Annotated in this window: 17 protein-coding genes; 11 read left to right on the plus strand and 6 right to left on the minus strand. The window is 61.4% G+C overall.

All coding sequences use genetic code 11. The features are described from left to right. Window positions 1-7 precede the first annotated feature (7 nt). Genes pgaB through KZJ38_RS26205 form a run of 3 tightly spaced genes read left to right on the plus strand, consistent with a single transcriptional unit; the run spans window position 8 to window position 3,964 of the window. Window positions 8-2,092, plus strand: a complete 2,085-nt coding sequence (pgaB, locus tag KZJ38_RS26195) for a poly-beta-1,6-N-acetyl-D-glucosamine N-deacetylase PgaB (RefSeq protein WP_219802767.1) — start codon at window positions 8-10, stop codon at window positions 2,090-2,092. After that, window positions 2,089-3,345 (plus strand): poly-beta-1,6-N-acetyl-D-glucosamine synthase, encoded by a 1,257-nt coding sequence (gene pgaC / locus KZJ38_RS26200; protein WP_219803638.1) that lies wholly within the window; start codon window positions 2,089-2,091, stop codon window positions 3,343-3,345. Before pgaB ends, pgaC begins: the two co-directional genes overlap by 4 nt. Continuing rightward, window positions 3,338-3,964: a Biofilm PGA synthesis auxiliary protein PgaD gene (locus KZJ38_RS26205; RefSeq protein WP_246642018.1), complete on the plus strand. Its 627-nt coding sequence runs from the start codon at window positions 3,338-3,340 to the stop codon at window positions 3,962-3,964. Before pgaC ends, KZJ38_RS26205 begins: the two co-directional genes overlap by 8 nt. Here the strand turns inward: KZJ38_RS26205 and KZJ38_RS26210 are convergent. Beyond that, window positions 3,900-4,715, minus strand: a complete 816-nt coding sequence (locus KZJ38_RS26210) for a Crp/Fnr family transcriptional regulator (protein WP_219802769.1) — start codon at window positions 4,713-4,715, stop codon at window positions 3,900-3,902. The two genes, KZJ38_RS26205 and KZJ38_RS26210, sit on opposite strands and share 65 nt — an antisense overlap. Window positions 4,716-4,895: 180 nt before the next feature. Here KZJ38_RS26210 and KZJ38_RS26215 point away from each other — a divergent pair, with 180 nt between their 5' ends. The 3 genes from KZJ38_RS26215 to glmS all read left to right on the plus strand — a co-directional run bounded on the left by KZJ38_RS26215 (window position 4,896) and on the right by glmS (window position 9,596). Beyond that, on the plus strand, window positions 4,896-6,305 hold the full coding sequence (locus KZJ38_RS26215; protein ID WP_219802771.1) for a sigma-54 dependent transcriptional regulator: 1,410 nt from the start codon (window positions 4,896-4,898) through the stop codon (window positions 6,303-6,305). Window positions 6,306-6,385: 80 nt separating this feature from the next. Further along, a complete protein-coding gene (locus tag KZJ38_RS26220; protein WP_425518438.1) occupies window positions 6,386-7,693 on the plus strand; it encodes a hypothetical protein in 1,308 nt (435 codons plus the stop codon). An 85-nt stretch (window positions 7,694-7,778) separates the two neighbouring features. Next, window positions 7,779-9,596 (plus strand): glutamine--fructose-6-phosphate transaminase (isomerizing), encoded by a 1,818-nt coding sequence (glmS, locus tag KZJ38_RS26225; RefSeq protein WP_219802774.1) that lies wholly within the window; start codon window positions 7,779-7,781, stop codon window positions 9,594-9,596. Window positions 9,597-9,600: 4 nt separating this feature from the next. Here glmS and KZJ38_RS26230 read toward each other — a convergent pair whose 3' ends face one another. Further along, window positions 9,601-10,131 (minus strand): hypothetical protein, encoded by a 531-nt coding sequence (locus tag KZJ38_RS26230; protein WP_219802776.1) that lies wholly within the window; start codon window positions 10,129-10,131, stop codon window positions 9,601-9,603. 808 nt (window positions 10,132-10,939) lie between these two features. Here KZJ38_RS26230 and KZJ38_RS26235 point away from each other — a divergent pair. The 3 genes from KZJ38_RS26235 to KZJ38_RS26245 all read left to right on the plus strand — a co-directional run bounded on the left by KZJ38_RS26235 (window position 10,940) and on the right by KZJ38_RS26245 (window position 13,496). Further along, entirely contained in the window at window positions 10,940-12,367 is a 1,428-nt protein-coding gene (locus KZJ38_RS26235; protein WP_219802778.1) for a discoidin domain-containing protein, read from the plus strand. A gap of 501 nt (window positions 12,368-12,868) precedes the next feature. After that, window positions 12,869-13,156, plus strand: coding sequence for a hypothetical protein (locus KZJ38_RS26240; RefSeq protein WP_219802779.1), 288 nt, complete (start codon window positions 12,869-12,871; stop codon window positions 13,154-13,156). A gap of 58 nt (window positions 13,157-13,214) precedes the next feature. Then, window positions 13,215-13,496: a DUF4148 domain-containing protein gene (locus tag KZJ38_RS26245; RefSeq protein ID WP_219802781.1), complete on the plus strand. Its 282-nt coding sequence runs from the start codon at window positions 13,215-13,217 to the stop codon at window positions 13,494-13,496. Window positions 13,497-13,581: 85 nt separating this feature from the next. Here KZJ38_RS26245 and KZJ38_RS26250 read toward each other — a convergent pair whose 3' ends face one another. Genes KZJ38_RS26250 through KZJ38_RS26260 form a run of 3 tightly spaced genes read right to left on the minus strand, consistent with a single transcriptional unit; the run spans window position 13,582 to window position 17,143 of the window. Next, window positions 13,582-14,076 (minus strand): GAF domain-containing protein, encoded by a 495-nt coding sequence (locus KZJ38_RS26250; protein WP_219802783.1) that lies wholly within the window; start codon window positions 14,074-14,076, stop codon window positions 13,582-13,584. A 46-nt stretch (window positions 14,077-14,122) separates the two neighbouring features. Continuing rightward, the gene (locus KZJ38_RS26255; RefSeq protein ID WP_219802785.1) at window positions 14,123-15,583 is read right to left on the minus strand and encodes an aminotransferase-like domain-containing protein; all 1,461 of its coding nucleotides are present in this window, start codon (window positions 15,581-15,583) and stop codon (window positions 14,123-14,125) included. A gap of 39 nt (window positions 15,584-15,622) precedes the next feature. After that, window positions 15,623-17,143 carry an MFS transporter gene (locus tag KZJ38_RS26260; RefSeq protein ID WP_219802787.1) on the minus strand — a complete coding sequence of 507 codons (1,521 nt, stop codon included), beginning with the start codon at window positions 17,141-17,143 and terminating at the stop codon, window positions 15,623-15,625. A 179-nt stretch (window positions 17,144-17,322) separates the two neighbouring features. Here KZJ38_RS26260 and KZJ38_RS26265 point away from each other — a divergent pair, with 179 nt between their 5' ends. Further along, a complete protein-coding gene (locus tag KZJ38_RS26265) occupies window positions 17,323-18,207 on the plus strand; it encodes a LysR family transcriptional regulator (RefSeq protein WP_219802789.1) in 885 nt (294 codons plus the stop codon). A 131-nt stretch (window positions 18,208-18,338) separates the two neighbouring features. Here the strand turns inward: KZJ38_RS26265 and KZJ38_RS26270 are convergent, their stop codons facing one another. After that, on the minus strand, window positions 18,339-20,654 hold the full coding sequence (locus tag KZJ38_RS26270) for an FdhF/YdeP family oxidoreductase (protein WP_246642019.1): 2,316 nt from the start codon (window positions 20,652-20,654) through the stop codon (window positions 18,339-18,341). Between the two features lie 296 nt (window positions 20,655-20,950). Here KZJ38_RS26270 and KZJ38_RS26275 point away from each other — a divergent pair, with 296 nt between their 5' ends. Further along, window positions 20,951-22,375 (plus strand): aminotransferase-like domain-containing protein, encoded by a 1,425-nt coding sequence (locus KZJ38_RS26275; protein ID WP_219802793.1) that lies wholly within the window; start codon window positions 20,951-20,953, stop codon window positions 22,373-22,375. Window positions 22,376-22,406: the final 31 nt, after the last annotated feature.

Here is a 22,406-nt window from a genome sequence, read left to right on the forward strand (position 1 = left end):
TTCGACGATGCAGTCGCGCAGACGCTTTATTTGTGGTTGTCTTGGAGCACTGGCAGGTTGTTCACTATTTCCAAAGCTGGCACCAGCGAAATTGATCGACATACTTCCGCCATCGGATCCGGCCGATGGCAAGACGTTCAGAGTGATCTGTTTTCACGATGTTCGGGACAACCTGCTGTCTTCGTTCAACTCGCAGAACATGATCGACCCGTATGCGGTCGATACGGGAACCTTGACGTCGATCTTTTCGTGGCTGCAGAACAATGGCTACCATCCGATCACGGTCAAGGACGTCGTAGACTCGCGCTCGGGTGTCAAGCCGTTGCAACCGCGCTCGGTCATGCTCACTTTTGACGATGGCTTTCGCAGCCACTACACGAAGGTGTTGCCGCTGCTCGAACGTTTCCGCTTCCCGGCGGTGATGGGCATTGTGACGTCGTGGACCGATACGCCGCCTAACCAGAAGATCCGTCTTTCCGCCAAGCTCGAAGTGCCGAGAGAAACGTTCATGTCGTGGGACGAGGTCGCGCAGTTGTCCAAGTCTCCATTAGTTGAGCTCGCATCGCACACGCACGACTTGCATCACGGCGCCATTGCGAATCCGCAAGGCAACGAGTTGCCTGCGGCGACATCGCATCTGTATTTGCAGGATCAGAAGCGCTACGAAACCGATGAGGAATTCGAAGCGCGCGTGCAAAGCGATCTGAGCGGGTGCCTGCGCCGCTTGCACGACCATGCCGGCGTCACGGTGCGTTCGATGGTCTGGCCATACGGCGCCGAAAATCATTCTGTGCGGACCATTTCGTCGTCGCTTGGCATGCAGACGCAGTTCAGCCTCGAGGCGGGGCCGAATACGCCCGATGTGCCGCTCGATCGTCTGCGTCGGATTCTGATGACGTATGACGTCGACGTCGGCGGATTCGAACGGTCGATGCGCGAGCCGGCGACCAACCGCGGTCAGGTCAATCCGGTCGAACGTGTTGTGCGCGTCAGTCTCGACGATGTGTACGAACCTGACGGCGGTGAAAAGAAGCTCGGCCAGCTGATCGAACGGATCTACCGCATGGCGCCGAGCTCGGTTTATCTGCAGGCGTATTCGGATCCGAACAATACAGGGATTGCCGAGGCGCTGTACTTCCCGAACCGCCACCTGCCGATGCGGGCCGATCTGTTCTCGCGGGCTGCCTGGCAGTTGAATACGCGCGCCAATGTGCAGGTGTACGCATGGATGCCGCTTCTTGCATTCCGTTTGCCGGCGCAGCAGGCGGGCAAGATCGAGCTTGTGACGGCGGCGGCCGGCGCGCCGGCTGATCGGCGCGGCGCGAAGATCGAACGTTTGAGCCCGTTCGATCCGGCCGCTCGCGCGATGATCCGCGATATCTATTCAGACCTCGGCAAGTACACCGCGTTTACTGGTCTGCTGTTCGGCGGAGATGCGATGCTCGACGATTACGAGGACGCAGGCCGCCATGCCGCGCAAACGTTTCAACAGTGGGGGCTGCCGGCCGATATCGGTACGATCCGGGCCAACCCCGATCTGATGAAGCGCTGGACTCAGGCGAAGACGAAAGAGCTAATCGACTTTTCCGCGGAACTCGAGAAGATCGTGCTCGATAGCCAGAACGGCGGCGACGTGCTGACCTCGCGCGATCTTTACGCGGACGTGCTACTCGATCCGAACGGGCCCGCGCGCTTTTCGCAAAGCTACGAAGGGTATCTGCGGGCATACCATTTCGTCGCTTTGCTCGCGATGCCGAGTGGCGAGCGCTACGGCAACAGCGTCAACAGCCGGCTCGACGCGCTCGCGGACGTCACTTCGGCGACACCGAACGCCCTGCGGCAGACCGTATTCCAGTTGCCGGTGATCGATCCGCAAACGGGCGCCGATGTTCCGACCGAGAAGCTGCTTGCCGAAATGCGTTATTTGCGTCAGCGCGGCGTGGTGAATTTCGGCTACTACACGGACCGCTTCGCGACCGACACCCCGCAGTTGCAAACCATGATCGACGTCATGTCGCTGCGCGCGCGGCTCGATCCGACTTCGATCAATGCGCTCCTTCAGGCGCAGCAGGCTAAAGGAGTGACCCGCTGATGACGCACGACCTGATCAGCCGTTTGCAGGATTTCATTTTCTTCTACCCGTTCTTTATGTCGTATTTCTGGATGATCGGAGGTTTGGTTCACTACCTGGCGCTAGAGAAGGGACGTGCCCGTTCGCATCGGGCGCTGGTTGCAGCCGGCATGCCGAAGGTGTCGGTGATCGTGCCGTGCTTCAATGAAGAATCGAATGTGCGGCGCGTGATCTATCACCTGGCGAATCTCGGCTACGCGAACTACGACATCATCGCGGTGAACGACGGCAGCAAGGACGGGACGGGCGCGATTCTCAACGAACTCGCGAAGGAGATCCCACGCCTGACGGTGATCCATCATTCGAAGAACGAAGGGAAGGCGATCGGTCTGACGACGGCCGCAACGGTTAGCGATGCGCCGTACCTGATGTGCATCGACGGCGATTCGTTGCTGGGCCGCGACGCGATCGAATGGATGCTGGAGCACTTTATCTCCGATCCGAACGTCGGGGCGGTGACCGGCAATCCGCGTATTCGGACCCGCACGTCATTGCTTGGGCGCATGCAGGTTGGCGAATTTTCGTCGATCGTCGGGCTGATCAAGCGCACCCAGCAGGTGTATGGGCGCATTTTTACGGTGTCCGGCGTGATCACGATGTTCCGTAAGAGCGCGCTGGCCGATGTCGGCTATTGGAGCTCGGACATGTTGACCGAGGACATCGATATCAGCTGGAAACTGCAGACGCGCGACTGGCGTGTCGCCTACGAGCCGCACGCGCTGAGCTGGATTCTGATGCCCGAAACACTCAGAGGACTCTATCGCCAGCGCCTGCGCTGGGCCAAAGGCGGCATACAGGTGCTGCTCAAATACGCGCCGCAAATCGCCAGGCCTTCGATGATCATGATGTGGCCGCTGTTCATCGAATATCTGCTCGGTATCGCGTGGGCGTATTCGATGACGTTCGTCATGCTGCTTGGCCTCGTCAATATGATCGTGCCGTTGCCGGCCGACTGGCACATTTCACTGCTGCCTCACTGGCACGGCATGCTGCTCGTCGCAACCTGCGTGTTGCAGCTGATTATCGGTTGCATGATCGATCGCCAGTACGACGAAAAGCTTCTGTTCTATTTCATGGACACCGTGTGGTACCCGCTTGCTTTCTGGCTGATCAACATGATCACCACCGTGATTGCCTTGCCTTCCATCGTTCTGCGCCGCCGTGGCAAACGTGCGGTGTGGACTAGCCCTGACCGAGGAATCCAGCATGAATAACGCCCCTGTCATCGACCTGTCGCTGCGCACGCCCCAACAGATCATCGCGGATAAAGGAGTCAAGCTAGGTTTGCTGCAGGTCGTGTGGTTTCGCCTGATACGTCCTGCTACGGTGGGATCGCTGTGGGCCGCAATCGGCGTCTATACGTATCGCTATCTGATGCCGTTCAACGAGAATGAACTACCGGTCGAGCAGTTGTTGTCGTATATGGCGGCAATCGGGACGATCGCGGCCGCACTGGTGGTGTGGATGATCGTGTCGCGCGTCGCTCACCCGTTCGCGTCGCGTTCCCGCATGCAACGGCTGTTGCGACGCACGGCGGGCCTGACCGTCGAACCGGGGCCATTCGCGGCCGCTTCGCTTAAATGCCGAGGCGCGGTCGCGCGCGTCTTTATCGCATCGCACGATGCAAACGGGTTTATCGCGGCGCTGCGTGCGATGTCGGAGCCTGAAGTGGAGGGGGACGACGAAGGGCCGTCCGACGTGCCGATCGGCGCGGACCCGTCTCAGCTTCGCTGGTACGACACCGCGCACGACGGACCGCGTATGCCGGTCAATATGCCGATCCGGGTTCGCTATGTGATGGGGAGTCGTCCGATGACCGATACAGAGCTTTGAGGACGCGATAGCACTCGCATGAACGCTGCTCGAGCGCGGCGCGCTGCTGGATCAGCACGCCGTGGCGATCGTGGCTCACGACGCCGGCCACACCGAGCGCGTGCAGCGCGGAGCGCACCGAGCGCGCGGTCACGCCGAGTGCGCGCGAAAGCGACACGGCCGACGTCTCGATGCGCGACGCGCGGCCACTGTCCGCAAGCGTGAGCAGACGGCATGCAACCTGCTGTTCGATCGAATGGAGCCGCGTACATGCGGCCATTTGCGACATTTCGGCGAACACCAGTTCCACGTACTGCAGCATGCGCGCTTCGACCCACGGCTCTTCTTTCAGGCAGGCGAGCAGCGACGCTTCGCTGCAGCGAAACGCCGTGCCCGACGCCGTGACGATCGTGCGAAACGGCATCGATCCGGTGCGCATGATGACGGGCCACCCTGCAAAGCCGTTGCGGCCGATCGTGACGAGTTCGATCGAGCGGCCGTCGTCGAGAATGCATTCGTGCGCGAGGTGGGCCGTGAGGGGGAAATACACGTGATGAAAGACTTCGTTGCAGTCGCACACCACCTGGCCGGCGTGCAGGTCGATGCAAACGAAGTCGTCGGCGCGTTCGAGCAGGTGCAGGCGGCGCGATAGTTGCGTAAGCACGCTGTCGTAGTCGCCGAAGCGCATGCCGGATGCTGTCGACAGGCCGGACATGAGGGGTTCGGACGCATGCTTCATCTGGGCAGGGGCAAGCAGCTTGTCTCGATTCATGGTGCTTTGCTCGTGAGATGTTGAGCGCGCGCGGCCAACACGCGGCGGCGGAACGGAATTTCATCGTACGTTTGCCCGCGTTGCGCATAAGCATGATTGTGCGCGCAGACAGCTCGACGCGAACCGAACGCGTTGTTTCGCAGATGTGCGAAGCAACGCATCCTTGAGGAGGACGAGGTCGTGCCGAAGAGGAACCGTGATGCGCCGTCGCTCGTGTATGCGTCGGCCGCACATGACCCGAGCCTGTGCGAGCGTCTGCGCGAAGCGGGCTGGTCGGTCGGGCTCGTCGGCAGTGCGCACGAACTCGAGCGCGCGCTGCGGCACGCGACGGCGCCGAGTGTGGGCCTGCTCGAACTCGGCGACGAGCAGTCGGGCGCGCAGTTCGGTCCGCAGTCTGGTCCGGGCAGCATCGTCGAGCACTGCCTCAACGCGCCGCAGGTGCACTGGATCGCGGCCGTCACAACGAACCAGTTGCGGCGTGCCGCAACGCGCGAGTTGATCGGGTGCTACTGCCTCGATTACGTGTTTTTGCCATATGCGTTCGATGTCGTCGAGTCTGCATTGCGGCGCGCATTGCGCCTCGCGTCGCTCGTGCGGGGCGTTCCTTACGCGCCTCCACTATCGGGCGATCAAGCCATGATCGGGCGCAGCGAACCGATGCTGGCGATGCAACGTGAAATACAGAAAGTCGCCTATACGCAGGCGCCGCTTTTTATCGCTGGCGAATCGGGCAGCGGCAAGGAACTGACCGCGCGCGCGGTACATGACGCATCGTCCCGCGCGAATGGACCGTTCATTGCGATCAACTGCTGCGCCATTCCGCCGACGCTCGTGCAAAGCGAACTGTTCGGCCACGAGCGCGGTGCGTTCACCGATGCCGAGCGCCGCAAGATCGGCCATATCGAGGCGGCCAACGGCGGCACGCTGTTCCTCGACGAAATCGGCGACCTGCCGCTCGAATGCCAGGCGACCCTGCTGCGCTTCGCTCAGGACGGCACGATTCAACGACTCGGCAGCGACGTGTCCATTCCGCTCGATGTGCGCATCATTTCGGCTACTCACGTCGATCTCGAAGCCGCGGTCAGCGGCCAGTCATTCCGCTTCGATCTCTACCACCGGCTTTGCGTACTGCGTATCGATGTACCGCCATTGCGCACACGAGGCGCCGATATACATTTGCTCGCGTTTCATTTGCTGGGTCTGTACGCGGGCGAACGAAAGTCACGGATTCACGGCTTTACGCCATCCGCTTTGCGCGCCATGCTGCTGCACGATTGGCCGGGCAATGTGAGGGAACTCGCGAACCGGGTCAGGCGCGCGATCGTGATGGCGGATGGCGCTTATATCCGCACGGTCGATCTCGGCCTCGTGGAACCGCCGGCGCGACGCGCCCTGACGCTTGCCGATGCACGCGACGAAGCAGAGCGCAACTGTTTGCTCTCCGCGTTGCTCGCGCACGGTAACCGGTCAAACGACGTAGCAGAAGAACTCGACATATCACGCATCACACTTTATCGACTCAGAATGCGGCATGGGCTGCAGGACATTGCGGGCCTCATGCCGCCGGACCTATCGGAGCGGCGCAAGTGAGACCAATCGAAAAGCATATTTTTGTCGCGCGTGTCATGCGTGTGACGCTAAAAACGCTAACGGGCATCGGCTTTGTGACGATGTCGTTACATGCGGCTACGGCGGGAAGCGCGCAAGCGCCCGTGGCCGCGACTGTAGTTGCGAATACCGCTGCGACTGCAACCGCGGCACCCGATGCGAAGGCGACGGTGAAGCCGACCGTTGCGCACGCATCGAATTCGTTTATCGCCCCGGTCGGCGCCGTGATGGCCGTGCCCGCGCCCGGAGTGCGCGACGAGCGTAGCTTTATGCACGGGATCGGTCAGGCCGACGCCGGCAATGGCAAGACCTGGGTGTTCTTCAGCAGCTCGGGCCTGCCGCCGCACGGTGCGAATCGCAACGGCAATTGGCCGCATGATGTCTATGTCGGGCAATGGGCACCCGGTGACGCGCGGTTGACGAATGCGCGCACGTTCATCAAGCGCCCGGAAGCGCAGGAGCCCGTATCGGTTGCGCAGAACACGAAGGGCACGATTTTCATCACGTTCGAGGACGGCTGGAATGCGCCGCGCAACGTGAGCCAGCGCTACGGGGTTTACTCGCAAAACCTGAAGCCGATCAAGCCGTACCCGAAAGACGTCGAGTCCGGCGGGCATTCGGGACACGTTGCCGCGGTCGGCGAACAGTTCGTCGTGTTCTATTCGGCCGACTGGGTGAACGGCGGCGGCGTCGACAATCTAGGCACGGGCGGCGGCGTCTATGCGAATGTCTACGATGGGCGTGGTCGCTTCTTGCGGCACATCAACGTCGCCGCGCATGTGCGCGAATGGTGGCCGGTCGTTGCGGGTTCGCCGACTCAGGCACTGCTCGTCTGGCAAAAGTACATTCCGGGCAGCACGATCGCGTCGCTGCAATACGCGGTGCTCGATCCGCGCACCGGGAAAATTACGCGCACTGAAGAAAGTGTTGATCCATTCCGTGTGCAGTACTACGTCTATGCGGCCGCCTACGTGCCCGCGGTCGACCGGTTCGTTGTGCTTGCAACGCTCGATAGCGGCCGCGCGGTGGCGTTTCTCGTCGACAGTCAGGGACGCCGCACCGCGGAACTCAACTGCCTGCCGGCGCTCGTGCGTGAAAGCAGCGTAGCGGTGGAGGGCAACGCGGTCTTTGTGCCGACGCAGGACGGCCGGTTGATGACACTTGCAGTCGAAGGCGACCACATCACGTTGCGCGGCACGCAGCGCGCGCCGTTCGCGTGGGGCAACACAGGCGTGACCGGTATCGCGAACGGCGATTCCGTGCATTTCGTGTCGTTGTCGCCAGACGGTTTGCGCGAGGCGAGTTTCAGCACGCAGAAGCAGATCGCGGCGGGACCGGCCGATCGATGCGTCGTGCGCGCTGCACAGTGACAGTTCATATCGTGGCGATAAAGGAGGTAAGCAGTGCCATTAAAGAAGTCACATTAGATCGAGAACAGTATCAGTGGAGGTGGATATGTGTGGAATCGTGGCAGGAGTAAGCCAGCGCAATATCGTGCCGATGTTGCTGGACGGTTTGAAGCGACTCGAATACCGCGGCTATGACTCGTGCGGTGTCGCGGTGCTTCAGCAAGGCGCGGCACGGCGCGTGCGTACGCTTGCACGCGTGCGAGCGCTCGAGACGGACGTGACCGCCGAAGCGCTCGACGGTTCGACCGGCGTCGCGCATACGCGCTGGGCCACGCATGGCGTGCCGGCGATCGACAATGCCCATCCGATTTTCTCGCGCGACCAGATCGCGGTCGTGCACAACGGTATCATCGAAAACTACGAAGCGTTGCGCGAATCGTTGCGCGCGCAAGGATATGAATTCAACAGCCAGACCGATACTGAAGTCATTGCTCATCTGGTTCACAGCCACTATTGCGGCGATCTGCTCGCTGCCGTGCATAACACGACGCGCGTGCTGCGCGGCGCGTATGCGATTGCCGTAATCTGTCGCGACGAGCCGCGGCGCGTAATCGGTGCGCGGCAAGGTTCGCCGCTTGTCGTCGGGCTCGGCGACGACAGTGCGTTTCTCGCATCGGACACCTTCGCGCTCGCCAATTGCGCGCGGCGCTTTATCTACCTCGAAGACGGCGACATTGCCGATATCGTGCACGGCGATGTGCGCGTCATCGATCCGGACGGGCATGAGGTCGCTCGCGAAATCCGCTCGGTTGTCTCGAAGGAGGACGACGCCGAACTCGGCGCCTATCGCCATTACATGCAGAAGGAGATTTTCGAGCAGCCGCTTGCGGTCGCTCGAACGGCCGGACATGTGCATTCTCTCGATACCGGACCGTTCGGTACCGCTCCCCTCGAGATGCTGACGGGCGTGGAACGCGTGCTGATGCTCGGTTGCGGCACGAGTCACTATGCCGCGTTGACCGCGCGCGGCTGGTTCGAGCGTCTCGCGGGCATCACCGCCCATGCGGAGATATCGAGCGAATTTCGCTATCGCGATCATGTGAAGGAGCGCGGCACACTGGTCGTGCCGATTTCTCAATCGGGCGAGACGGCCGATACGCTTGCGGCGCTGCGTTACGCGCAGTCGATGGGTGAAGCGCTGACGCTGACCATCTGCAACGTCGCGGCAAGCGCGATGGTCCGGCAAAGCCGATGGGCGTTCGTCACGCAGGCGGGGCCGGAAATCGGCGTGGCTTCGACGAAGGCGTTTACGACGCAGCTCGCAGCGCTATTTCTGCTCGCGCTAACGATCGGCCGGCGCCGCGGGCGTATTAGCGACGAAGAAGCAGTCGTCTATTTGCGTCAACTCGCGGGCTTACCCGATGCGTTGCGCAGCGTACTTGCGCGCGAACCGCAGATCATGGCGTGGGCGGAGGAGTTGCATCGGAAGGAGAATGCGCTTTTTCTCGGGCGCGGGCTGCATTTCCCGGTTGCACTGGAGGGCGCGCTGAAGCTCAAGGAGATTTCGTATATCCATGCCGAAGGGTATCCGGCCGGTGAACTCAAGCATGGGCCGCTGGCGCTTGTGACCGAGGCGATGCCGGTCATCGTCACGGCGCCGAACGACGTGCTGCTCGACAAGCTGAAATCGAATATCCAGGAAGTGCATGCGCGAGGCGGACAGCTCTATGTGATCGCCGATGCGGACACGCAACTGTCGAATTCTCAAGGTGTGCGCGTGATCCGGATGCCTGCGTATTACGGTCCGCTTTCGCCGGTACTGCACGTCATAGCGTTTCAGTTGCTCGCCTATCACGTCGCCTGTTTGCGCGGCACCGACGTCGACAAGCCCCGCAATCTCGCGAAATCGGTCACGGTCGAGTGACCGGTCAGTGGTGCTGGTAGATGCTCAGCGAGCGCGGCGGTGCGACCGATGTGGTTTCGCTGTTCCACTGCATCGGCTGATCGAAGTCGCGTTGCACGCGGCGCGGGCCATTCCCCACGCCGCGGAACGGATCGACTGCCGGTGCTTTTGTCGCGTACTTGCGCACGCAGCCGCGCTGATTTGTGCTCGTGCACGCATCGCCCGTGCGCAAGGTTGGTTCGCGACGCGCGGCTGATTGCGCCGTGCGCGCGCGTTCGCGTGCCGGCGCCGCGGCCGCGACACTCTGCTTCTTCGCTATGGGTGGCGGCTGTACGTCGGCGAGCGGAGTAACTTCCGACGCGGGCTGCGCTACCGCTAGCGTTGCCGATGCCGGAATCTCGGGGTATGCCGCGAGATCTCCGGGCAGCCAGGTCATGCCGACCACGCGCGGCATGAGTGCTTCGGCGCGGCGTATCGCGGGGTTCCCCATTCCCGCTATCGCCACATACCCACCGAACACCAGCGCGAATGCGCTAAGCGCGACGCCCAGCCCCATCCACGCCGCCGCATTATTGTTCTGGCCAATCGACTCTGAAGCGGATTCCGAAAAGGGGCCGTGGTCAAACGTATGATTTGTACCACCAGGTATTGCGAACCCCATCGGAATTGGTCGGACGATTACTTTGTCAGACCGATCCCGTTCGCTGGACGTTCGAGGCCGGGGTTCACTGAGGTCGAGACTCACGCATTCAGCGCTGTCAGAGCGCGCGCGATCAAGCGGGGAACGATCGCGGAGCAATAACCTGTTGGAAACGGAAGCGAGGTAAGCACGGATGTGAATGGGCATTTTCACCTCATGTGCCTGCGTTTTAATCACGTTTCACTCTAGCAGACGAATGCCAGTTTCACGACAAAAGATGCGATGTTTTGCGCGGTGTCCCCCAAAAGAAATAAATAGGGGTACTACGTAAGTGTTTCTCTTCCGACCCTATACGTGATGCGATGCGCGGTCAAAATTTCAGAATAGACAAGCGCATTTTTCATTCCTGAGTCTTTATTTTTAAGATAACACCGGGTATCCTCCAGGCTCATTTGTCTGTCATTAGGTTTCTTTCGCAGCCCTAGCGGCTGCTTTTCGAAGCCTGCCAAACCGAAAGAAACGAACGTTCGACGTGCGATTTTTTTCAAGCACGCAGTCCTGAATTTCTTTCATCCCGCTTCGCCAACTCAGCGAATTGGCGTTTTTTTCCTCGGCTTCCTCCCGAGGTGGCGGAGCTTTTGTCCTTGAAAAAGGAAGACGGACAGATTTACCGCGTCCGCGCCACTTCGGCTAGAGCGGGCATTAATCATAGGAATCCTAAATTTTGCGACTGCCATCCCTCTCCCTCCGTCTCGCTGCTGCTGGTTTTGCTCTCACGGCCCTCGCAGGCCAGGTCCAGGCGGCATGCGTCAACAGCCCAGCTTCGCAATCGAATTCGACTTTCCCCGCCACGCTCACCGGCAAGCTCGTGTATCACAGTTACGTCGCCTACGGTGACGGCTCGAGCAACATCTTCATGTACGATTTTGCGGCGCATACTTTGACGCAGGTGTCAAAGAGCTCGTGGGGCATCAAGGATCCGATGAACGCCGTGTTCAGCCCGGACGGCAAATGGATCGTGTTCATGGGCGAGACCAGCAACGCGTGGAATGTGTTCATGTGGCAGGTCGGCTCGAACAGCGCGCCGATCAACATGACGAACAGCACGGGCCAGACGCGTAACGAAGACCCGAAATTCAGCAAGGACGGCAGCAAGCTGTTCTTCAAGCAGAACGGCGACGTGATGGAAGCGACGGTGTCGTTCACGAGCGGCGGTCCGCAGTTCACGTCCGTGGTCAACATCACGAACACGGCGCCGGGCATCGAAAGCTCGATGCCTTTCCCGTCGCCCGATAACAGCGCGGTCTACTTCGCGACGGGCGTGGGCGCGGCCTCCGGCATTTACAAGGAAACGATTGCGACGCATCAGAAGGTTGCATTCGATACGCCGTCGGGCCTCGAGACCTACTACCCGATGGTGCGCGGCGACGGCACGGTGTTCTACGCGCGCTGGAACAGCGCGTCGGGCAAGGCCGATCAGATCTACACGAAGGTGAACCCGAGCGACACGCCGAACCAGCTGTCGATCAACGACTGTAGGGGCAATAACTCGGACCCGGCGCCGGTCGACAACACGAACTTCGTGTTCTTCTCGTCGACGACGCAAGGTGGCTATCAGCTGTACGTCGGCGACGTGAGCAGCGGCAAGCGCTGGAACCTCGCGCAATTCGGCGTGAACTCGGACACGACCAAGGCGAAGCTCGGTTCGAACTACTGGAGCGGCACGAGCACGCCGACGTCGCCGAACCAGACGCTGCTGTCGCAAGGCAAGCCGGCTACCGCTTCGTCGAGCTACAACTCGACCCTGACGGCGGCCAAGGCGTTCGACGGCAATACCGCGAACACTTCGCGTTGGGATTCGATCGAAGGGAGCGCCGCGGGTACGCAGTGGATCACGGTCGATCTCGGCGCAGTGAAGACGGTCAGCGCCGTCGATATTTACTGGGATGCAGGTGCGAAGACGTATCAGATCCAGACGTCGAATGACAACGCGAACTGGACGACGATCTACTCGACGTCGAGCGGCGTCGGCTCGGGTCACGTGTCGCTCGCGAACCTGAAGGGCAGCGGCCGCTATGTGCGTATGTACGGCACGCAGCGCGCGACGTCGTGGGGCTATTCGATCGACGAAATGCAGGTCTGGGGTTCGTAAGCGGCGGCCTGATTCGCGTGCATGGGTTCGCGTAGGAAATTACGCGATGCCTATGCGCGCGAACATGAATCAGCGCGATAGCGGACGGAGATTCAATACAGGGGCCTGCATGGACATGACAGTTTCCTTAACAGTCTGAGCATGCGACGAGTGCGTTTCAAAAACGCACTCGTCCCGCGCGATTTTTTTTTGCCGCTGCATACATCATTGCGCACGCAACTGATGTGTCTATCGGCTTCTTGTCGGACCCCGCGACGGCACCGCACGGCGTTTATTCCCGATCGCGTGCGGCGCATGTGATTTTTTCCGGATTGCAAGAGAACGCTTGTTGGTCTATCACGAAAGAACATCCGAAAAAGACAAAAAGCGTCGAAAAAGACAACGTACTGCAGCACCAGGTAAATAATTTTCGGACGCCGGAATAGTGATCGTGGTGGCGATGTTCATGCAAATGTGGGCGCCGCTTATCCCACCCCCCATGATCACTGAAGGAGTCTGAAAATGAAGTTGCTTGCAATGCTGACGATGTCTGCTGCCGTCCTTGCTTCAACGACGGTTTTCACTAGCGCCTTCGCGCAGGACAACCCGCGCGCGGATGCCGGTCCGACCAGTCAGGAACAGGTGGTGCCCAACAATAACAACGCACAACGCTCGGGCAGCGGCGAAGGCCCTGGTGTGCCGGGCATGAGCCAAAGCGGCCATCGGGCGATGACGCCCGACGATACCTCCAACATTCAGAAGCCGTGTGTCGGTCCTGTGAGTTTTTGCAACCTCTATTTCGGTAGTTGATACGAGGCGCTCTATTCCGGTTTTCGAAGACCTTTTGACCAATCAAGGAATTCAGATCATGAAGACGCTCACCTATCTGACGTTGGCAGCCGCTGCGATTGCCTTGCCGGCCTTGTCGTTCGCGCAATCGTCGGTGACACGCGCGCAAGTCAACGAGGAACTTGCGCAGCTTGTGCGTGCGGGTTACGACCCATCTGCGGGCGAAAACGTGCATTACCCCGACGATATTCTCGCGGCTGAAGCGAAGGTTGCCCAGCAAGGTGGGGCGCGCGCGACGTCGGTCGGCGATGCAGGCACACGTGCGACGGTGAGTCGGGCGGCCGGCAATGAAGCGCGATAAAAAATGCGCGAAGTAGAGCGGGGCCGCGTTTGTCCCCGCTCCATCGTTACGTCTGAATAAGAAGTGGGTGTCCTTCGTCTTCCAGTTACCTGTCTATCGATTCGACGAATATCTTTGCGACTGCTTCGAGTCCCTGCCGGTCTTCGTCGTCAAAACGTTCGAGCATGGGGCTATCCAGATCCAGTACGCCGAGCAGTTCACCGTTTCGTGTGACTAAGGGAACTACGATTTCCGATTGCGATGCCGCATCGCATGCGATGTGATCCGCGAACGCGTGTACATCCGGCACGACTTGCGTCTGCCGTGTAGCGGCGGCGGTGCCGCACACGCCGCGCCCGATTGCGATGCGCACGCACGCCGGTTTGCCTTGAAACGGACCGACGACCAGTTCGCCGTCGTCGAGAAAGTAGAAGCCCGCCCAGTTCAGCTGCGGCATCGTGTGATAAAGCAACGCGGCGAAATTTGCCGCATTGGCGGTCTGATTCGTTTCGCCGGCTAACAGCGCGCGCGCCTGTTGTTCCAGTTCAGCATAGAAAGCCGGCTTCGGCAAATTTGCGGCGGGAATGGTTCCTTCGAACATGGGTTTGCCCCCTTCTTGAATGATGTAAACGCCGGAGCGCCGAATTTCAACGCCGCTTCACGGGTGCGGACACGGACGCGGATGTCGGCGCCGCTGGCACCTGTCGCACGAGTTGGCCCAGCACGCGCAGTGCGTCATCGATCTTCGCGTTCCACGGGTGCCCGAAATTGAGCCGTATGCAATTTTCGAATGCGTGCGAAACGGAAAACATCGGCCCGGGCGCGACGCTGATACCGTGTTCGATGGCAAGCCGATGCAATTCCATCGCGTCGATCGGCTCGGGGAATTCGAGCCATATAAAGTAGCCGCCATCGGGCCGCGTCCACTTTACCCCGGGCGGCATCCAGCGCCGGATCGCGGCATCCATGCTGGCAAGCTGCGCGAGCAGGGCCGAACGCAGCTTGCGCAAATGCCGGTCGTAGCCGCCGTGTTGCAGATAGTCGGCAAGGCCGGTCTGTACCGGAATGCTCGACGAGAGCGTGGTCATCAGTTTGAGCTTTTGCACCTTGTCCGCGAATTTTCCCGCGGCGACCCAGCCGATCCGATAGCCCGGCGCGAGCGTCTTCGAAAACGAACTGCAGTGCATGACCATGCCGCGCTTGTCGAATGCGCGCGCCGGCAACGGATAATCGGCCTGAAAATGCAGTTCGCCGTACACATCGTCTTCGATTAGTGGGACGTCGTGACGATCGAGCAAGTCGACGAGCGCGCGTTTTTTCTCGACCGTGAGGGTCACGCCAGTCGGGTTCTGAAAATTCGTCATGAACCAGCACGCGCGAACCGGATAGTTTTTTAGCGCCTGTTCGAGTGCGTCGAGGTCGAGTCCGCTGCGTGGGTCGACGGGAATTTCAACCGCGCGCAGATCGAGCCGTTCGATGGCCTGCAGCGCCGCATAGAACCCCGGCGATTCGATTGCCACGACGTCGCCCGGACGCGTGACGGCCATCAGGCACAGGTTCAGTGCCTCGAGCGCGCCATTGGTGACGACCAGTTCTTCAGCGGGCTGCGCGATGCCCATGCCGAGATAGCGCAGCGCGATCTGGCTGCGCAGCGCTTCGTTGCCCGGCGGAAGATCGGCGACGGTGCTCCATGGGCTCACGAAACGTACCGACTGGCCAAGCGATCTGGCAAGGCGCTGGAGCGGAAACAGCAGCGGCGAAGGAAATGCGGAGCCGAGCGGCACGATGCCCGGGTGCTTGGCCGCTTCGAGGACCGAGAAAACCAGATTGCTGATGTCGACCTTCGCCGGCTCAGCGGGCGCTGCGACGGGACGCTGTGCATGGCTTTGCGCGACCGCCGCGCCCGGTGCGACGTAGTAGCCGGAGCGCTCCTGCGCGCGTATCAGTCCCCACTCCTCGAGCAGGTAATACGCGCGGAAAACCGTCGACTGGCTCACGCCGTGCTGCGCGATGATCTGGCGCAGCGAAGGCATGCGCGCGCCTACCTTGAGGCTCCCCGAGCGGATCTGCGCCGCCATTGTGTTGGCGAGTACTTCATATCTTGTCATCGCGATGGTCGTCGTGAGCGCGCGGATGCGCGCACGACATTATCGCGCGCCGCGTCGCATCGAGCAGAACACGATAACGGCAGCCGCGAGCGCAAACACGGCGGCGGCCAGGAACGCATTGCCGAACCCGGCGCCGTAGCCGGTGCGCGCAAGGTGCGCGACACTTTGCACGACTGATTGCGGATACAGCTGTGTTGCGCGTTCGAAGTCGCCCGCGACGATACGGTCGACGAAGCCAGGCGCGGCCGGGACGTTTGCGTTGGCAAGATTGCGCAGTACCGCGTCATGCACGCTGACCGCGAGCACGGCGCCGAGGCCTGAAAAGCCGAGCAGAATGCCGGAGAAACGCGAGGTGGTGCTGATGCCGGACGCCATGCCCGCGCGGTCGCGCGGCACGGTGCCCATGATGGCTTTTTGCGTTTCGCCGTTCAGCAGACCGCCGCCGCTGCCGAGCAGCGCCATGCCCACAATCAGCACCGCGAAGCCTCCCGAGTGCGCGGCGATGCTCATCACCGCATTGCCGATGCCGACCACGAATAGTCCCAACGTGAGGATCTGATACGACGGAAGGTATTTGCCGAGCCGGCGGCCGAGCATCGGCAGGAACAGCATCGCGAGCGCGAACGGCAACATGCCGACGCCCGCGTCGAGTGCGCTTTCGCCACGCGCGTTCTGCAGAAAGAGCGGCAGCAGCGACGCCATCACCTGCGCACAGGCCGCATACGCGAACATCGCGACAATCGCGCCGACGAACGGCCATGCGCGAAACAGCGTGAGATCGAGCATCGGATGCGCGCGGCGGCGCTCGACAATCGCGAAGAGCGTGAACAGCGCCACTCCTGCGAGCCCGCGCAGCACGACCGCTTCCTGAGTCCAGCCGCGCTCGGGCCCGAGAATCAGGGCCCACGTGACGCCGAACATGGCGGCCGCGAAGAGCGCGATGCCGGGAAAGTCGAGTGTTCGTGGCGTCGGGTCGCGCGATTCCTCAACAATCCTCAACACCGCGATCGCCAGCGCCGCGCAGATCGGCACATTGATATTGAAAGCCCAGCGCCAGCCGAGAAAGGCGTTGATCACGCCGCCGATTAGCGGCGAGACGACCATCGTCAGGCCCATGATGCCGCCCCAGATGGCCCACGCACGTGCGCGTTCGTTTTCGCCGTGAAACGCATGGCCGATGATCGCCAGCGCCGGCGCAAGCTGAAACGCGGCGCCGACGCCTTGCAGCGCCCGCGCGACATAGAGCGCCTGCGCGGTCGGCGCCATACCGCACGCGAGCGACGAGAGCGCGAACAGCGTGATGCCGATGATAAATACGCGCTTGCGGCCGAAACGGTCGGCAATCGAGCCGGCCGGCAGCAACAGCGACGCGAAGCACAGCACGTACGCGCTGATCACCCACTCGATGTCGGCGAACGACGCGTTGAGGTCGCGCGCGATGGTCGGCAGCACGATGCCGACTACGTTCGTGTCGAGCACGGTCATCGCGCAGCCGAATGAAGCGGTCAGCAGTAGTGGGGTGTTGCGCGAGAGGGTCTGCGCAGCGGAAATGGAGCTCATTCGAGGCCTTTTGCTTTTTGCCTTTTGCGGTGCGGCCGCGAGGCGCGGCGCCGCTCAGGTTGAACAGGCCGCACGGGTAGCGGCCCGATCGTTATTCAACCAGCCATCGCCGTTACGCGCATTATCGATGTTTGTAAATATAATTAGCCGTAGACTAATAGAATGGTGCCAATCAGGACATGGAACTAAGACACCTTCGCTATTTCATCGCGGTCGCCGAGCAGCTGCATTTCGGCCAGGCCGCCGAGATGCTCGGTATCGCGCCGCCCACGCTGACGGTGCAGATCCAGCAGATCGAGCGCACGCTCGACGCGCAGCTTTTCACACGCACGAAGCGTTCGGTTGCACTGACGCAGGCCGGCGAGGCATTTCTCGTCGAAGCGCGCGCGGCGCTCGAGCAGTTCGAGCGTGCGGTCAATATTGGACGGCGGGCAGGGCGTGGCGAGCTGGGACGCGTAAAGCTCGGTTTCGTCGGCTCGGCGGCGTTCAGCGGCGTGCTGCAGCAGCAGGTGCGCGCATTTCGCGAGGCACGTCCGCACGTATTCATCGATACGCATGAGTTTCCGATGGATGAATTGCCGGCGCTGCTCGAAGACGGGCGCGTCGATATCGCATTTGTGCGCATGCCGGTCGAACTGTCCACTTCGCTGCGCACGCATGTATTGCTGCGCGACCGTTTCTGCGCGGCGGTGCCGGCCGAGCATCCGCTTGCGCAAGCCGATGCGCCGATCCGCTCACGCCTCTTTGCCGGCGAACATTTCGTCGTGCCGGAGCAGCGCGAGGGTACATTCGAGGTCGGGCGGCGCGGCCGGTTCAGTCCGCAAATCGTCAGCGCGCCCGGCGGCCTTGTTTCGGTGCTGACGGACGTTTCGCTCGGTGTGGGCGTGGCGATCGTGCCGAACGTGCTGACGAAAGCGGTCGACGTTCCGAATGTGGTCTATAAGGAGATTGCCGGCGGGCCTATTGCGTCGGAAGTGACCGCGGTGTTTCGCCGCTTCGAACGCGCGCCCGCGGTGAAAAGCCTGATCGATCAGATTACGCGTACGCCTGCGCAAGCGGCGTGATCCCGCGGCGCGCGAGCAGTCCCGGCGCGAAGCCAGCGCGTCGATAGTTGGGCGCGCAACGAGGCGTTGCGCGCAGTCATGCCAATAAATCGTGTTGCCGCCGGTTACGCCAGCTTACGCTGGTTACCGGCTTACGCCGCGTGCCGGTGCAACAGCACCGGAATCGACTTCGACGTCGGCGTATTGCTCACATCGCCCACGCTGTGCAGCGGCACGAGCGGATTCGTTTCCGGATAATACGCGCCGATACAGCCGCGCGGAATATCGTATTCGACGAGCCGGAAGCCATCCGCGCGCCGCTCGATGCCGTCTTCCCAGACGGTTTCCATATCGACCCATTCGCCGTCCGCGAAACCGAGCATTTTCAGGTCGTCCGCGTTCATGAACACGACGCGGCGCTGGCCGTACACGCCACGATAGCGGTCGTCGAGCGCGTAAATGGTGGTGTTGTACTGGTCGTGAGAGCGCGTCGTCATCAGCGTCATCACGCGTTCGCCATGCAGTGCGCGCGCGCGCTTGATCGGCGTGTCGCGCTCGACCGCGTGAACGATAAACTGCGCCTTGCCCGACGGCGTAAGCCAGATCCGTTCGCTCGACGCGATACGCAGGCGGAAGCCACCCGGATGCTTGATCCGCTCGTTGTATCCGTCGAAGCCCTCGATGCTCTTTTCGACTGCGTCGCGAATCCGCGCGTAATCTTGTGCGTACCAGAGCCACGGCACTTTCTTGCTGCCGAGTGTGGCGTGCGCCATGCCGGCGACGATCGCGATTTCCGATTGCAGATTCTTCGATGCCGGAATATTCATCCCATACGACACGTGCACCATCGACATCGAGTCTTCGACGGTGACGCCTTGCGAATAGCCGCCTTGCACATCGATTTCGGTGCGGCCAAGCGTCGGCAGAATCAGCGCGTCCTTGCCGTGCACGAGATGGCTGCGGTTCAGTTTCGTCGTGATATGCACCGACAGATCGCACATGCGCAGCGCGTCGAACGTGCGCGGCGTGTCCGGCGTCGCGATCGAGAAATTGCCGCCGAGGCCGATCAGCACTTTCACTTTGCCTTCGAGCATTTCCGCGATAGTTTCGACGACGTCGAGGCCGTGCTCGCGCGGCGGTTCGAAGTCGAATGCCTTGCCGAGCTTGTCGAGGAACGCTTGCGTCGGCTTGTCTTCGATGCCGACTGTGCGGTTGCCCTGCACGTTCGAATGACCGCGCACCGGGCACAGGCCGGCGCCTTCGCGGCCGATATTGCCGCGCATCATCATCACGTTCGACAGCATGTGGATCGTCGCGACCGAGTTCTTGTGCTGCGTGAGGCCCATGCCCCAGCACGAGATCACGCGGCGGCCCTTCGCGTAGATTTGCGTCAGCGATTCGATTTCATCGAACGGCAGACCCGCTTCCTCGACGAGCAGATCCCACGATTCGGCGCGCAGATCGTCGGCGAAGGCGGCGAAGTTCGTTGTGTGCGCATCGATAAATTCGACGTCGAGTACACGTTCGGCGACGGCTGCCTGGGCCGCATCGTCCATTTCGACGAGGCGTTTCGCCACGCCTTTCAACAGCGCAAAATCGCCGCCGAGCTTCGGCCGGATAAACGTCGAGGCGATTTTCGTGCTGCCGCCGGTCAGCATTTCGATCGGATGTTGCGGGCTCGCGAAGCGTTCGAGGCCGCGCTCGCGCAGCGGGTTGATCGACACGATCGTCGCGCCGCGCTTTGCGCACTCGCGCAGTTCGCCGAGCATGCGCGGGTGATTCGTCGCCGGGTTCTGGCCGAACACAAGAATCGTGTCCGCGTGCTCGAAGTCGTCGAGCAGGACGGTGCCTTTGCCTACGCCGACCGTGCCCGGCAAGCCGCGGCTCGTCGCTTCGTGGCACATGTTCGAGCAATCGGGGAAGTTGTTCGTGCCGTACATGCGCACGAACAGCTGATAGAGAAACGCGGCTTCGTTGCTGGCGCGGCCCGACGTGTAGAACGCAGCCTGATGCGGGCTGTCGAGCTGATTCAGGTGGCGCGCGATCAGTTGATACGCGTCGTCCCAGCCGATCGGTTTGTATTTGTCGGTGGCCGAGTCGTAGACCATCGGGTCCGTGAGGCGGCCGTGCTGCTCGAGCTCGTAGTCGCTCTGCGCCATCAGTTCGGCGACCGTATGCGCCTCGAAAAACGCAGGCGTCACGCGCTTGCCTGTCGCTTCCGCGGCCACCGCCTTTACGCCGTTTTCACAGAACTCGAACGTCGATGCTTTCTCGCGGTCCGGCCATGCGCAGCCCGGGCAATCGAATCCATCGGGCTGGTTCTGGCGGAACAGGGTGCGGTAGTTGGTGCCCGATACCTTTTCCTTGAGCAGATTCAGCGCGACATACTTCAGTGCGCCCCATCCCGCTGCCGCATGTTTATAAGGCTCGATGCGTCCTTGCTGCTTCAGTTCTTTGACTTCTTCCACGACGTTGACTCCACGATGCATTCGACTGCAACCGCTGCTGCGTCGATTTGTGCCTTGTGTTCACGCGGCGTTCGACGTAATGCGGTCTATGCGTTGCATGGTAGGGCTGCGCAAGTGCGACGGGCAGACACACAACGCGCGATGAAGGAGGAGTACAGTCGAGTCTTCGTTGCACGCGAAAGGTGCACAGTGCTCGCGGAGGCCTATGTGCGAGCGATGGCAAAATGCGGCTCGTTGCCCCGAGCCACGCATCGAGCGTGGCGAGCGGGGCGCGTCCGCGACGGGGAGAAAGGGCGTTGAAACTGTATGAGAAGCTTGCCGACGACATCGAGGCACTCGTCACGCAGGGCGTATATCGGCCCGGCGAGAAGATTCCTTCGGTGCGCCGCACGAGCCAGCATCATCGTTTGAGCATCACGACTGTGCTGCGCGCCTATGCGTTGCTCGAAAGCCGCGGCGTGATCGAAAGCCGTCCGCAATCCGGTTACATCGTGCGGCCGCAGGGGCCGGCTGTGGCGGCCGAGCTCGCACCGTCGAAGCCTTTGGCGATTTCCGCGTCAGTCGACGTGAGCCGGCTCGTGCTGTCGACGCTGCGCTCGATTCGCAGCGACGAAGCGGTGCCGCTCGGTTCGCCGTATCCGGACCCGTCCGCGTTTCCGTATCAACGGATCAACCAGTACGCGAATGCGATCGCGCGTCGCCCGGGCTTGTGGCACGGCTCCGAAGAACTGCCGCCGGGCGCCCGGCCGCTGATCGGCCAGATCGCCAAGCGCTATCTGGAGAACGGGCTGACGATCGACCCGAACGAAATCGTGATTACCGTCGGCGCGACCGAGGCGATCAATCTGTGCCTGCAGGCGGTCGCAAAACCCGGCGACGTGATTGCCGTCGAATCGCCGACCTTTTACGCGATGCTGCACGCGATCGAACGCATGGGCATGCGCGCCATCGAGGTCGCGACGCATCCGCGCGAAGGCATCGACCTCGGCGCGCTCGCGGACATTCTGAAATCGCAGAAGATCGGCGCGTGCATGGTGATGCCGAATTTCCAGAATCCGCTCGGCTTCCAGATGCCCGACGACAAGAAGCGCGAGCTCGTCGAACTGCTGGCGCGCTACGACGTGCCGGCGATCGAAAACGACGTGTATCACGAACTGTATTACGGGAATTCGCATCCGACTGCGCTCAAGTCGTACGACGAGAAAGGTCTCGTGCTGCATTGCGCGTCGTTTTCGAAGAGCCTTTCGGCGATGTACCGGATCGGCTGGGCCATCACCGGGCGCTATCGTGAGCAGGTCGAAAAGCTCAAGTTCCTCAATACGCTGACGACGCCGTCCATTCCGCAGCTCGCAATTGCCGAGTATCTGAAGAACGACGGCTACGACCATCATCTGCGCAAGCTGCGCAAAGCCTACGCTCAGCAGGCAAATCTGATGAAGGCGATGGTCAAGCGCTTCTTTCCGGAAGGCACCAAGATGTCGGAGCCGATGGGCGGCTATGTGCTGTGGGTCGAGCTGCCGGCCGAGGTCGATTCGATGCAGCTTTATCAGCTCGCGCTGGCTAACCGTATTACGGTCGGTCCCGGCTATATGTTTTCGACGACGCCGAGCTACCGGAACTTTATCCGGCTCAATTACAGTTACCCCTGGAACGAGCACGTTGAAAAAGCGGTGATTACGCTGGGCAAGATCGTTGCGTCGTGTATGCGGTCTGCTGCTTGAGTTGCTGCATGAGCGCTGTAATTCTATAAAA

Source organism: Paraburkholderia edwinii, from assembly GCF_019428685.1.
In the GTDB taxonomy this organism is placed as follows: Bacteria; Pseudomonadota; Gammaproteobacteria; order Burkholderiales; family Burkholderiaceae; genus Paraburkholderia; species Paraburkholderia edwinii.

Bases quoted from the DNA above. Each gene is read 5' to 3' on its own strand.
- pgaB (WP_219802767.1), top strand. From the start codon at position 8: ATGCAGTCGCGCAGACGCTTTATTTGTGGTTGTCTTGGAGCACTGGCA.
- KZJ38_RS26260 (WP_219802787.1), bottom strand. From the start codon at position 17,143: ATGAGCTCCATTTCCGCTGCGCAGACCCTCTCGCGCAACACCCCACTA.
- KZJ38_RS26240 (WP_219802779.1), top strand. From the start codon at position 12,869: ATGAAGTTGCTTGCAATGCTGACGATGTCTGCTGCCGTCCTTGCTTCA.
- KZJ38_RS26205 (WP_246642018.1), top strand. From the start codon at position 3,338: ATGAATAACGCCCCTGTCATCGACCTGTCGCTGCGCACGCCCCAACAG.
- KZJ38_RS26255 (WP_219802785.1), bottom strand. From the start codon at position 15,583: ATGACAAGATATGAAGTACTCGCCAACACAATGGCGGCGCAGATCCGC.
- KZJ38_RS26265 (WP_219802789.1), top strand. From the start codon at position 17,323: ATGGAACTAAGACACCTTCGCTATTTCATCGCGGTCGCCGAGCAGCTG.
- KZJ38_RS26210 (WP_219802769.1), bottom strand. From the start codon at position 4,715: ATGAATCGAGACAAGCTGCTTGCCCCTGCCCAGATGAAGCATGCGTCC.
- KZJ38_RS26220 (WP_425518438.1), top strand. From the start codon at position 6,386: ATGTCGTTACATGCGGCTACGGCGGGAAGCGCGCAAGCGCCCGTGGCC.
- KZJ38_RS26245 (WP_219802781.1), top strand. From the start codon at position 13,215: ATGAAGACGCTCACCTATCTGACGTTGGCAGCCGCTGCGATTGCCTTG.
- glmS (WP_219802774.1), top strand. From the start codon at position 7,779: ATGTGTGGAATCGTGGCAGGAGTAAGCCAGCGCAATATCGTGCCGATG.
- KZJ38_RS26250 (WP_219802783.1), bottom strand. From the start codon at position 14,076: ATGTTCGAAGGAACCATTCCCGCCGCAAATTTGCCGAAGCCGGCTTTC.
- KZJ38_RS26230 (WP_219802776.1), bottom strand. From the start codon at position 10,131: ATGGGGCTGGGCGTCGCGCTTAGCGCATTCGCGCTGGTGTTCGGTGGG.